The organism is Porticoccus sp. Uisw_050_02 (genome assembly GCF_047729555.1).
GTDB lineage: Bacteria > Pseudomonadota > Gammaproteobacteria > Pseudomonadales > Porticoccaceae > Porticoccus.
Map to the genome: position 1 here is coordinate 1,043,255 of NZ_CP159825.1, position 13,119 is coordinate 1,056,373.

Annotated in this window: 11 protein-coding genes; 4 read left to right on the forward strand and 7 right to left on the reverse strand. The window is 41.6% G+C overall.

The genetic code is table 11. From position 1 onward, the window contains the following. Nucleotides 1-70 precede the first annotated feature (70 nt). Both ABXT41_RS04985 and ABXT41_RS04990 read right to left on the reverse strand, forming a co-directional pair. Nucleotides 71-724, reverse strand: coding sequence for a hypothetical protein (locus tag ABXT41_RS04985; protein ID WP_415390425.1), 654 nt, complete (start codon nt 722-724; stop codon nt 71-73). Nucleotides 725-788: 64 nt separating this feature from the next. Beyond that, nucleotides 789-1,193 (reverse strand): acyl-CoA thioesterase, encoded by a 405-nt coding sequence (locus tag ABXT41_RS04990; protein WP_415390426.1) that lies wholly within the window; start codon nt 1,191-1,193, stop codon nt 789-791. Between the two features lie 274 nt (nt 1,194-1,467). On the opposite strand from ABXT41_RS04990, the gene ABXT41_RS04995 reads away from it, so the two are divergent. From ABXT41_RS04995 to ABXT41_RS05005, 3 genes are all read left to right on the forward strand, one after another. Then, nucleotides 1,468-2,523 carry an efflux RND transporter periplasmic adaptor subunit gene (locus tag ABXT41_RS04995; RefSeq protein WP_415390427.1) on the forward strand — a complete coding sequence of 352 codons (1,056 nt, stop codon included), beginning with the start codon at nt 1,468-1,470 and terminating at the stop codon, nt 2,521-2,523. Nucleotides 2,524-2,536: 13 nt separating this feature from the next. Next, nucleotides 2,537-5,656, forward strand: a complete 3,120-nt coding sequence (locus tag ABXT41_RS05000) for an efflux RND transporter permease subunit (RefSeq protein ID WP_415390428.1) — start codon at nt 2,537-2,539, stop codon at nt 5,654-5,656. A 76-nt stretch (nt 5,657-5,732) separates the two neighbouring features. Then, entirely contained in the window at nt 5,733-7,055 is a 1,323-nt protein-coding gene (locus ABXT41_RS05005; protein WP_415390429.1) for a DEAD/DEAH box helicase, read from the forward strand. 44 nt (nt 7,056-7,099) lie between these two features. Here ABXT41_RS05005 and ABXT41_RS05010 read toward each other — a convergent pair whose 3' ends face one another. From ABXT41_RS05010 to ABXT41_RS05030, 5 genes are all read right to left on the reverse strand, one after another. Continuing rightward, nucleotides 7,100-7,603, reverse strand: a complete 504-nt coding sequence (locus ABXT41_RS05010) for a hypothetical protein (protein WP_415390430.1) — start codon at nt 7,601-7,603, stop codon at nt 7,100-7,102. After that, on the reverse strand, nt 7,600-7,815 hold the full coding sequence (locus tag ABXT41_RS05015; RefSeq protein ID WP_415390431.1) for a TIGR02450 family Trp-rich protein: 216 nt from the start codon (nt 7,813-7,815) through the stop codon (nt 7,600-7,602). The genes ABXT41_RS05010 and ABXT41_RS05015 overlap by 4 nt, the downstream gene beginning before the upstream one ends. A gap of 130 nt (nt 7,816-7,945) precedes the next feature. Continuing rightward, nucleotides 7,946-9,343 (reverse strand): Re/Si-specific NAD(P)(+) transhydrogenase subunit beta, encoded by a 1,398-nt coding sequence (pntB, locus tag ABXT41_RS05020; RefSeq protein ID WP_415390432.1) that lies wholly within the window; start codon nt 9,341-9,343, stop codon nt 7,946-7,948. Nucleotides 9,344-9,356: 13 nt separating this feature from the next. Next, on the reverse strand, nt 9,357-10,928 hold the full coding sequence (locus ABXT41_RS05025) for a Re/Si-specific NAD(P)(+) transhydrogenase subunit alpha (protein ID WP_415390433.1): 1,572 nt from the start codon (nt 10,926-10,928) through the stop codon (nt 9,357-9,359). Between the two features lie 135 nt (nt 10,929-11,063). Then, the gene (locus tag ABXT41_RS05030) at nt 11,064-11,603 is read right to left on the reverse strand and encodes a tetratricopeptide repeat protein (RefSeq protein WP_415390434.1); all 540 of its coding nucleotides are present in this window, start codon (nt 11,601-11,603) and stop codon (nt 11,064-11,066) included. 250 nt (nt 11,604-11,853) lie between these two features. Between ABXT41_RS05030 and ABXT41_RS05035 the strand changes: the two genes are divergently transcribed. Then, nucleotides 11,854-13,119, forward strand: a complete 1,266-nt coding sequence (locus ABXT41_RS05035) for a DEAD/DEAH box helicase (protein ID WP_415390435.1) — start codon at nt 11,854-11,856, stop codon at nt 13,117-13,119.

Sequence of the window (13,119 nt, forward strand, 5' to 3'; positions counted from 1 at the left end):
AAAATTCATCCTATAATTGTTTAGCTGGGTGTGTTGGCAAAAGAAGGAGGTAAGTAGATTGCGTAGAGTATTATTTGAAATCTTTCATGCACATATTTTCTAATATCTGACGTGTAACAACTGATTGGCCTCTAGATTCATATCCTTTTTCAAAAGCTTCCAACCTCTCGCTTAAAATTCTTTGGTCTTCTGCATACCTAAAAATATGCTTGAAGTTTCTGACTCTTAACCTCAAAGAGAGCGAGCGAGTTAAAAACTCCTTGAAATATATGTCAGCGATATCAATAATACCAATGTTATTTTCTGGGGTAAGAACCACATTAGAAAAATGAAGTGAGCGAAAATAGACGCCGTTATCGTGAAGATATCTGAGGAACTCACCAAATTTAAACATTAAATCCTCATCAAATTTACAAGATAAAGAACTCAGTATGCAACCCTCCAGAGCATCATAGTGCACAGCTGTTCGCTGCACTGAAGGGATACGATAAACATCGATAACTGTTACGGTGGGGATACCAAGTTTTTTTAGTTTTAATGCGTTTAGCGCAAACTGTTTCGCATATGGGAAAACTAACGAATACGAAATTAATCGCTTACGTCTAAATAACTTAAAGTAAGTTCCATCAGGAAGGTATAACACTTTGTCGCCAAAACCATCGGCTTCAACAACCTCTGCCCTGTGACGTTTTACCAAATATTCATTCTGAGAAAGTTTTTTCATAAAATAAATGCCAGCTAGCTAAATTTTGTTGCTGTTCTCAACATGCTTGGATCAAAGAAAGAGGCTATGCCGTAAAGCCTCTTCCGCTAGACACAACATCATCAATAGGTTTTGTGATCCCGTGCGGCGACGGAACACCATCCTCATCAACATGAACGAAAACTAATTCAGAAACCTGGGTGATAACCTTGGTAGTCTTTTTATTTCTAACAACACAGGATAGCGTTAACGAAGTCGTCCCGAGACTGATTAGCTCGGTACCTATTTCGACAATATCTCCAATTCTAGCTGTGGAAACAAATTCAACCCTAGAAATCAGCTTAGTGACTAATTTTTCAGAGCCAATTTGACAAGTCGCAAATATAAATGCTTCTTCATCAATCCATGCCAGAACTCGGCCGCCAAATAAAGTGCCGTTTGAATTTAAGTCCCTAGCGCTAATCATTTTTCTAGTTCGAAAAAGCATCATAACCCCAATAATTTATTATCTAATATGTTTGAATTATAGCCAAATTTAACGCTGCCATTAGTAAATCTTTTCTCTGTGCTTTAATAATTATTTTATTAAAAGCTTGGCCATACTATTATGAGCATATAAAACAACCTCGGTCACTTCTTAATATAAGAGGTATTGCATAATACATCTCCCCGTTACCGATAAAACAGCCTTTCGGTAGGGAGCCGAAAGACTTGCCCCTTAGGGCGCTAATCGAATAACTTAATAATATACTTAAAAGATAATTATGAAAAAATCGATTCGCTTTTCACTAATAATAAGCTCAGTAGTCGCGCTATGGATGCTTAGTGGATTATTCTCTGCTACTCAGGTGCCCGACTCATCAAATTTATCCGACCTAAAGCAAAAAATGATTGTAGAAGCCACAGAGATTACCTCACAAGAGATTTCAGATGAAATTGTTGTGCAAGGTGATATAAGGCCCTTGAGAAAAATAACAATCAGATCGCATACTGCGGCGCATGTGCTAAAAATTATAGGAGAAAAAGGCTCTTTTTTTGCAGATGGATCTCTTCTTTTTAGGTTAGCTACAGCAGATCGATCGGCTCAATTTTTTAGCGCTAAAGCAAAACTGACGGCGACTAAAGATAAAGAATCACAACTACGGGAACTAGCGCTCAGCAATCCCTCCATAAAGCCTAAGCTCGAGACAGCCAGCAATGAAGCTGCAATAGCTGAAAAGAACCTTAGAAAGATGGTGTCAGAACGAGGAAATATCTTAATTAAAATACCATTTAGCGGAGTACTGGAAGACCGTATGGTGGAAGTTGGAAGTCATGTCGAAAAAGGGGACGCTCTCGCTCTTATTTTAGATGAATCAACAGTCAAAGCGGTAGGTTATGTTTCACAACAAAGTGTCGGAAAACTACGTCTTGGGCAAGCGGTCAAGGTTCACCTGCTAGACGGACAGGAAGCTAAAGGCAAACTCAGTTATATTGCCAACGCTGGAGGCGAAAAAACCCATAGCTTCAAGGTGGAGGCAGAACTAATCAATCCTGCTAGAACGCTTAAGTCTGGGGCTAGTGCTAGAATGCATATCACCACAGGATATGTGACTGCTCACTTTATATCCGCAGCAAGTCTTTCCTTGGATGTCCAGGGTAATGTGGGAGTAAAATCTATAACTGAAAAAGGCCTAGTTAATTTCCATCCCGTTCAGTTCCTGCGTACAGAAGCAAAAGGAATTTGGATAACAGGCCTGCCTCATACGCTGCGAATTATCACTCAGGGTCACGGATTTGTTAACGAGGGTGAATCTGTGAAAGGGGTTCCCCCATCTTGAGGCTGTTATTCCGATGACGATCATTGATCTCGCATTTTCACGCAGTAGAACTGTTCTTCTTGGCTTACTATTTGTTTTAATTTTTGGCGCCACTGCCTATCAGAATATACCCAAAGAGGCTGAGCCAGACATTGCTATTCCGTTTATTTACGTCTCTATGAGACATGAAGGTATCTCACCAGAGGACGCCGAACGACTACTCGTTAAACCGATGGAAAAAGAATTACAATCCATAACAGGACTGAAGGAAATGAAGAGCACTTCTGGAGAGGGATACGCCTCAGTTCAACTTGAATTTAGTGCAGGATTTGATAGTAAAAAAGCTAAATCAGATGTGCGAGAAAAAGTCGATACAGCCAAAACGGAACTTCCAGACGATACAGATGAGCCAGATGTAATAGAGATAAATGTGGCTTTATTTCCTGTGCTGACTGTCTCCTTATCTGGCCCTGTGCCTGAAACCAGCTTAGTTGGGATCGCTCGATCCCTGAAGGATCGGATTGAATCATTACCCGGCGTCTTAGAGGCAAACATTGGCGGTGATCGAGAAGCAATTCTTGAGATAGTGGTAGATCCAGCTGTCATGGAGACGTACCAAGTAAAATATGAGGAGCTTTTCTCTTTTATCCGCAATAACAATCTTTTAGTGGCAGCTGGAGCATTAGACTCCGGAGCTGGTCGACTGGTGCTCAAAGTACCAGGTGTTATCGAAAATATGGAAGACGCGTTAAGTATGCCGGTCAAAGTCGAAGGCGATCGCGTGGTCACATTTGGCGAAGTTGCTAGCATCAAACGAAGCTATAAAGATCCGTCAAGTTTTGCACGAGTTGGAGGACAGGCTGCCGTAACGTTAGAAATCAAGAAGCGAGTTGGCGCTAACATTATTGAAACCATTAATGATGTCAGAGAACTTGTTGAAGCCGAACGAAAATTACTACCAGCTTCGCTAGAAGTGCGTTACATGCAAGACAAATCAAACAAAATTAGAGCCATGCTGAACGACCTACAAAACAACATTCTTTCAGCAATCATTCTTGTTGTTATTATCATGATTGCTGCCCTAGGATTTCGTTCTGCTTTGCTAGTTGGTCTTGCGATACCGAGCTCCTTTCTTGCAGCAATACTTGTATTAAATACTCTCGGTTACACTCTTAACATTGTAGTTCTATTTAGCCTTATCCTTGTGGTTGGTATGTTAGTTGATGGTGCAATCATTGTAGTTGAGCTAGCTGACAGGCGAATGAATGAAGGGATGCTGCCGCAAGAGGCCTACCTCTCTGCAGCGAAACGAATGGCTTGGCCAATAACCACCTCGACCATCACTACCCTCGCAGTCTTTATGCCGTTGCTTGTTTGGCCTGGCATGGTGGGAGAGTTTATGAAATTTTTGCCCATCACAGTAATCATTGCTTTAATTGCCTCTTTATCCATGGCGTTAATTTTTATTCCTGTGTTGGGCAAAGCTATTAACCAAAAAAACAAAATAGCGAGCAAGGCAGTTAGTGGGCCTATCACAGAAAAATATATCTGGTTTCTGGGAAAACTTTTGAAAATGCCGGTAAAAACCCTAGGAATAGCTCTTGCTGTAATGACAAGTGTTTTTATTTTATATGGATTCTTGAGTAAAGGCCTCGAGTTCTTCCCTGAAGTTGAGCCTGAATTTGGTTTAATTCAAATCCAAGCTAGAGGCGATCTTTCAATATACGAAAAAGATAAGATTGTCAGAAAAGTAGAGGATCAAATATCAGGCATGAAAGAGATACGCTCAGTATATGCTCGCTCATTCAACAAAGAGAATCGAAAAGATACTGCAGCGGATGTCATTGGAACTATTCAACTAGAATTTCTAAATTGGGATGAAAGGCGGCCCGCTGTACAGATTTTCAATGAAATGCGAGAACTGACTTCGGGTATTCCAGGCATTAAACTTGAATTTCGTAAATCCAAAGATGGTCCAGGAGCAGGCAAGCCAATACATCTTGAATTTAATGCTTATGATTTTTCTCGAGTACCACCTGCTGTGAAAAAAATTCGTCAACTTATGGAGGATCAGGGCGGCTATGTAGATATTGAAGATAATTTACCCCTGCCAGGAATTGAATGGCAGATTGAAGTTGATAGAGCTTTAGCTGCTCGTTATGGCGCAGACATAGCAACACTTGGTCAGTCAATAAGAATGGTTACCTCAGGCATAAAAGTGACGGATTACCGTCCAGATGACAACGATGATGAGGTGGATGTTATGGTTAGATTCCCCGCCAGCGATCGTCATTTAGGCCAATTGGATCAATTACGCATCTCCACAGCGGCCGGGATGATTCCCATCAGAAATTTTGTAACTATACAGCCGGCTCCAAAGAGTGGCTCCATCACCCGAGTTAACGCGCATCGAACTATCACATTAAAAGCCGATGTTGCTGAAGATGTGCTGCCAGATACGCAACTCAAAGCACTGGTGAAAATTTTAAAATCCACTAACCCGGATTCTCAGGTATACATCCATTTTAAAGGGGAAGATAAAGAAAAACGGGAAGCCATGCAATTTCTTCTTGGTGCTTTTTTGACGGCATTAATACTAATGGCTTTAGTTTTGGTTACCCAGTTCAACTCTATTTACCAAGCGCTTCTAGTGTTATCTGCTATCGTTTTTTCTACCACAGGAGTGCTTTTAGGACTCCTCATAACAGCGCAACCCTTCGGAATAGTCATGGTTGGACTAGGTATTATCGCATTGGCCGGTATTGTAGTTAACAACAACATAGTATTGATAGATACCTATAATCGCATGCGTAAAAATGGCTTCAATCCCATTGATGCTGCCCTCGAAACCGGCCGAAGAAGGCTCCGTCCTGTATTTTTAACGGCTTTTACTACCGTCCTTGGGTTAATGCCTATGGTGCTGGCCATGAATATAGACCTTTTTGACCGCAGTATTAGCTTTGGTGCTCCCTCTACACAATGGTGGACACAACTGGCTAGTGCGATTGCCGGAGGGTTGGCGTTTGCCACTCTGCTAACTCTTGCTCTAACCCCCTGCCTGTTGGTAATGGGAGAAGAACTGATGGGGAAGCTTTCTTCTATAAAAAATATAATCCCAACAACTCTAGACTTTATTAATCGTAAAAAAAAATAGTCCGCTTAAATATTAAGAAGTTACTAATTGTTTTAACTTAACCATAAATCAGACACATTAGCTCAGGAAGGCTCCATTGACTCTTTTTCACTCTCTTTCTCTACACAAACAACTCCTTAAAGCCTTGGACAAAATGGCTTTAATTGAGACTACGGATGTTCAAGAACAAGCAATTCCACTAATACTAGAAGGTAAAGACCTAATGGTGTCAGCGCAGACGGGTAGCGGAAAAACTGCGGCATTTTTACTACCTATATTGCAGCGCATCTTGATGCAGGACGCCCCTCAGTCTGGCACTCGTGCTCTTATTTTGCTTCCCACGCGAGAATTAGCATTGCAAACAAAAAACTATCTAGAGCAGCTAGCATCTTTCACTTACATTAAATGCGGTCTCATTATTGGAGGGGAGGCATTTAAATATCAGGTGGCGACTCTCAGAAAAAATCCAGAAATTCTCATAGCAACTCCAGGGAGGCTGGTGGAACATATTGAAAGAGGGACGCCCGATCTTAATGATCTAGAGATTCTGGTATTAGACGAAGCAGATCGAATGCTTGATATGGGTTTTGCTATTGATATGCATACGATTGCAGCAAGCTGTAGCCAAGAGAGGCAAAATTTACTGTTTTCAGCAACACTTCACCACAAAGAGCTTGGGCGGATCAAAGCAACCTTTATGGATCCAAAATTTATAGAAGTTGATCCCTCTCGACAACTTCCTCCACAAATCATTCAACAAATTATTTTGTGTGATCACAAAAAACATAAAGAAGCGTTGGTTGAAGCGGTGATCAATGAGGAGAAAGCACAGAAAGTCTTTATTTTCTGTAAAACCCGAATACAGTGCCAGCAACTCAGTAACTTGCTGAGCTTTAAAAAATATCGATCTGCTTGTATCCACGGCGAGATACCCCAAAGCGACCGAAAACAAATCATACATAAATTTCGTCAAGGTAGCATAGAGATACTTGTTGCTACCGATCTGGCAGCCCGCGGATTAGACATTAACAATGTAGAGTTAGTTATCAATTTCAACCTTGCGCTATCTGGAGACGAACATATACACCGTATTGGGCGAACCGGTCGTGCTGGAGAAAAAGGTAAGGCGATTACCTTAATTGAGGCCAACGACTGGAATCAAATGTCTAGCATCGAGCGCTACCTGAAAATCCGTTTTGAGCGAAGAATAGTTAAGGGGCTCACAGCCAGCTATAGCGGCCCAAAAAATCTTAAAAATTCTGGGAAAATAGCCGGCACAAAGAAAAAGAAGCTTGAGAAAAAGGGTGCTAAAAATTCTAAAAAAGGGAAGTCTAAAACTGCAGTCACGAAGCGATCAAAAGAAGCCCGGCCTCTTACTGGAAAAGGTGATGGCTTTGGAGTGTTATTAAAGACAAAATGAAAATTATTTAATAATTTTTTATTTACAGTAATCCTAAGAATATTTTACATATCTCTAGAATCGTAAGCCCAATGCAATAAAGCCTGCCTTTGTTTTTTTCTACAGCCCAAGTCATAAGGCTCGCAATATTTTTTTACTGCCCCTGCGTGTCGACTAAACGCCCTCCATCGCTTGATTTGCCGGAGGTCTTCATCGTGCGTTCTCCTGCCCATGTAATATCGACAATACCACTGAAACCAGCCTCGAGGATCTTGAGGATGTATCCACCCCTTTTTATTCCACTCGCTCAGTGGTTGAGATGCATCTACAGAAAAATAATTTAAGCCAATATTCTTCTCAGTCTGACTCAGCCTTGCTTCAGCAAACCAATCACTAGGAAATTCGACCCTACAATCATTCATGTATTTTCCACCAAATACTCCTAAAGCTAACATTTCTTTTGGAGTAAGTTGTGGCTCAAAAATAGCGCTAAATTTTTTACCCATAGGAGCAACTAGATCATATGAGTAATCAGTTTGCATCTTATCGTTTACAAGAATTGTCTTCATATCCAACCATGCGCCCAAGCATTCTGGTCTTTTAGATCCCTCCAGCACAGAGACATCATACGGTTTGATAAAACCGACTCTATAGAACAAACAGTAACGATTCCTTGCTCATCAAATTGGATTTTTGTAACTATGAAATGTTTTTCGTTATTTTCTGGCCTAATGGCTGTCCATTTACTGTTAAGCAGTTTTTGTGGATTAATCTGATTCACTAGCATTCTCGATATTTTAAGCTGCTACCAACATACCTTGTAGAGCCAATATGGACCAACATGCTCAAAAAATAAACAAGGCGCCCTGCTTCATTGAATTTTAAAAAACAAAGCGCTTTATTTTTTAGTATTAAACAGCTCTCAAGCCTCCAAGCAATTTGTCAACGCTATCTTTAGCATCGCCAAACAGCATGCGTGAGTTGTCTTTGAAAAAGAGAGGGTTATCAACACCGGCATAACCTGAAGCCATCCCACGCTTCAATATTACTACTTGAGCGGCCTTCCAGACTTCTAGAACAGGCATACCGGCGATAGGGCTATTCGGATCATCCATAGCAGAAGGGTTGACAGTGTCATTCGCACCAATCACTAGCACCACATCAGTGGTCGGAAAATCATCATTCAACTCATCCATCTCCAATACAATATCGTACGGCACCTTAGCTTCCGCCAACAACACATTCATGTGCCCCGGCAAACGCCCTGCTACAGGATGTATACCAAATCGCACCATTATCCCTCTATCACGAAGAAGTTTCGTGATTTCACCTACTGCGCTTTGCGCTTGAGCAACAGCCATGCCGTAGCCCGGTACGATAATCACAGATTGAGCAGAAGCCAGCTCTTCACATACCTCTTCTATAGAGGATTCTTGCACTGTCATATCAGTATCAACGACAGCAGCACCTGAACCTCCGGATGTCTGACCAAAACCACCCAAGATAACACTCATAAAAGAACGATTCATCGCACGACACATGATGTAGCTAAGAATAGCGCCACTACTGCCAACCAGCGCTCCAGTAACAATCAACAGGTCATTACCTAGCATAAATCCAATGGATGCGGCCGCCCAACCAGAGTAGCTATTCAGCATAGATACTACGACTGGCATATCAGCGCCGCCAATAGCTAAAATAAGATGGATGCCTAATACAGATGCCACACATGTCATAATAATCAGGGCTGACAGGCTCCCTGTCTCGAGAAACCATGCACCTAAAGCAACCACTAAACCCAAAGCCACAAGGTTCATTGCATGTCTTCCTGGAAGAGTTAAGGCGGAACTAGATACCAATCCTTCAAGCTTCCCACAAGCAATCAATGATCCTGTAAAGGTAATAGCACCAATAAATATACCCAAGAATATCTCCACCATCTTGATGGAATGCTCAGCGCCAGAAGTTGCAATTAGCGGTTCAAGATGTCCCGAAAACCCCACCAAAACTGCCGCCAAACCAACAAAACTATGCAGCAGAGCTACTAGTTGGGGCATCTGCGTCATTTCTACTTTATTAGCGAGAAACAACCCTGCAATAGAACCAATAACTAATGCTAAAACAATAGTCGAAATTCCGCCAATACCAATATTGACACCAGCGATAGTTGCACCAACAGCAATAACTATCCCTGCTATTCCAAAAAGATTACCCCGACGAGCCGACTCTTGATGACTTAGACCGCCCAAGCTGAGAATAAATAACACACTGGCCAAAACATAGGCCACACTAACGAATCCTGTACCCATAAATATGCGCCTCCTATTTGCGGAACATTTTAAGCATGCGATGAGTCACTCTGAACCCACCAGCTATATTAATAGTTGCAATCAAAACTGCAGCAAAAGACATAACACCAACAGTACCATTCTCGGCGGCAATCAAATGAAGGATCGCTCCTATCACAATAATACCGCTTATAGCATTAGTTACGCTCATCAACGGCGTATGTAATGACGCTGTGACGTTCCAGACAACCTGGTAACCAATAAAGCAGGCTAGCACGAAGACAGTGAAGTGACTTAGAAAGCTTTCTGGAGCATAGCCCCCAACACCTATCAACACAGCCAAAGTAAAAGCCAAAAGAGCACTTTTGCCAAGCCACTTATCTAAAAAAGTAGGCTCTTTTACCGCAGGAGCCTCAATTGCTTCTTTTGCTGCAGCAGAGGACGGTGCAGCCGAAACCTCAACCTTCGGTGGTGGCCAGGTGACTTTCTTACCATTAACAACTGTAACCCCGCGAATCACCACATCTTCCATATCTACATGAGGATTTCCATCTTTATCTGGAGTTAGATCAGACAGCAAGTGAACCAAGTTGCTTCCATATAAATCACTAGAAACTTTCGCCATACGACTAGGTAGATCGGTATAGCCAATAAGGGTAACTCCATGTCGCTCTACTACATTTCCTGGCTCAGTGAGCTCGCAGTTACCACCACGTTCCGAAGCCAAATCGACAATTACACTCCCTGGCTTCATAGACTGAACCATGGCCTCAGTGATAAGTTTAGGAGCCGGTCTTCCCGGAATAAGCGCTGTAGTAATAATAATATCAACTTCTTTTGCTTGTTCAGCAAACAATGCCATTTCAGCTGCGATAAATTCATCGCTCATCTGTTTGGCGTAACCTCCGCCACCCCCACCATCTTCATCCGAAAAATCTAGCTCTAGAAATTGAGCACCCATGCTTTCAACTTGCTCTTTCACTTCCAATCGAGTGTCGAATGCACGTACGATGGCTCCCATGCTGTTGGCTGTTCCCACTGCAGCCAATCCCGCTACACCGGCACCAATGACCATGATTTTTGCTGGAGGAACTTTACCAGCAGCTGTAACTTGGCCAGTAAAAAAACGTCCGAAATAGCTTGCAGCCTCAATAACTGCACGATAACCGGAAATGTTAGCCATCGCACTCAAGGCATCCATTTTTTGTGCACGACTAATACGAGGGAGGCTATCAATAGCAAAAACCGTAGCCTCTTTTGAGGAAAATTGTTCTAGCAGTTCTGAATTTTCAGCAGGCCATATATAACTAGCGATATAGGCGCCCTGTTTCATCAGGTCCACTTCATGGACCCCTAGACCTGGATGAGTCATGGGTGCGCGTACTTTTAAAATAAAGTCAGATTGTCTCCAAAGCGTTTCGGTTTCAGTCAATACTGAGGCCCCTACATCAGTATAGGCTTGATCGTCATAGTGTGCCGCCATGCCAGCGCACGACTCTACAGCCACCTCATAACCAAGCTTAATTAATTTCAGGACAGAGGCCGGTGTTGCCGCTACTCTTTTTTCATCTGGAAATACTTCCTTAGGTACACCTAACTTCATCATCAATACTTCCCTCCTTAGCACTATGTATCTAACCAGGCATGGCAACCATTATTTACGAATAAAGACTTAACACGATACTATCGCATCAGAGAAATTACTGCTATAACCGAACGTTATTCTTCCTATACATAAATATTATTTTTTTGAAGACATTCCAAAATTATATGCTTCATCAAGAAATTCAATGGCTGGGGCAAAACCAGAACTCGCGGCTTTAGTGAACCAAGATTTCCCTAAATCTTGATCTTTTTTAACACCAAGGCCATTAAAATAAAGCCCCCCTAAGCCATACATTGCTGCTGCATAGCCTTTATTGGCGGCCATTTCATACCATTTAATCGCTTCAACATAATCTTGTTTAACTAAATATCCATTTTGATAAAACATCCCCAAATCAAACATTGCTCTTTGATGCCCCCGATCCGCGGCTTTCTGGTAAAAATCTATGGCTTGTTTGCTATTTTTCTGTACACCCCAGCCGTCCTTATAAAGAAGAGCAATCCCATAGTAAGCCCTGGGATCATCTTTTTCTGCAAAGGGAAGAAGCATTTTATACCCGACCTCAGGATTGCCATTTCTAATAATATCGTATGCTTCTTCAATGGAGGCACTATAAGAGGCTGTCGCCCATAGAGCTAAAAAAATCAAACTAAAATAATGCAATACACTTTTCATTAAAATTCCCTGTTCTTGGCTAAGAGTCAATTAAATATGGCAATTTTTTACACGTAGAAAGAATTATCTTAATATCGATCCAAGAATACTACATTTTTCTTGTTGCTCACTTTCTAAGATAAAAGCATATACCTGCTCTTGTATGTATAATAAATTTTTTGCAGGTTGCGCTCATAATAAAAATTCGATTTTTACAGTTGCAATCACCTAATTATTGCCATACCTTTTTTAAAGTATACGAGCACATGCTATGAGTTTTGCCAATTTTGGCCTATCTACAGAGATACTAAAAGCTTTAAAGGAAGAACAGCACTTTAGTCCAACCCCCATCCAGACCAAATCAATCCCACTAATTTTGCAAGGCAAAGACATTATAGCTGCCGCACAAACTGGGACTGGAAAAACAGCTGGTTTTGTACTTCCAATGCTTGAACTGCTAACGAGGGGAGTAAAAGCAAAATCCAATCAAGCTAGATCACTTATACTGGCGCCCACAAGAGAATTAGCTATTCAGCTGGGAGAAAATGCGTCTCAATATGGCAGATTCCTCTCTTTAAGAACAATCGTAGTTTATGGTGGGGTAAAAATAAACCCTCAGATGATGTCCCTTCGTAAAGGGGCTGATATTCTAATAGCAACTCCCGGAAGACTCATAGATCTATATAATAAAAATGCAGTCAAATTTCCACAGCTAGAAATACTAATTCTAGATGAAGCCGATCGCATGCTGGACCTCGGCTTTACAAAGGATATATGCAAGATTTTCTCTCTACTACCAAATCATCGCCAGAATTTAATGTTTTCAGCCACATTTTCTGCTGATATTCGAAACCTTGCCGCCCAATTGCTTAAAAATCCCATTGAAATATCAGTTTCTCCGGAAAATACAACGGCCACCAGTATCAAAGAATGGATTATTCCAGTAGACAAGAAACTTAAGCCTGACCTGCTAGTAGAGCTGATCTCTCTTTATGGCTGGACTCAGGTCCTTATTTTTACTAAAACAAAAAAAGGTGCGGATACACTTGCCTGTTTTCTCGATACTAAAGGGCTAAAAGCTGCTGCAATTCATGGGGACAAAAACCAAGCCTCTAGGGTTAAAGCTCTATCCGACTTTAAGAATGGTATCACAGCCATACTTATTGCTACAGATGTAGCCGCTCGAGGGCTGGACATTGAGAAACTTCAGCAAGTAGTTAATTTTGATCTACCTACTATTGCAGAAAACTACATCCATAGAATTGGTCGGACTGGAAGAGCGGGGCTGTCAGGGCAAGCTGTATCTTTGGTGAGTGCAGATGAGTTCATAGCACTACATGAGATTGAAGTGCTCATTAAAAGAGTATTACCTCGAAAAATAATCGATGGTTTTGAGCCCAATCACAATGTGCCCGACTCGGGATTAATAATAAAACCGAAAAAACTTAGCTCTTCAAAGAAGATTTTAGGCCCCAAAAAAAATAAAGGGCTTGATCTCCAACCTAGAATACCGCAATCTTTTTCCAATAGACCCTAA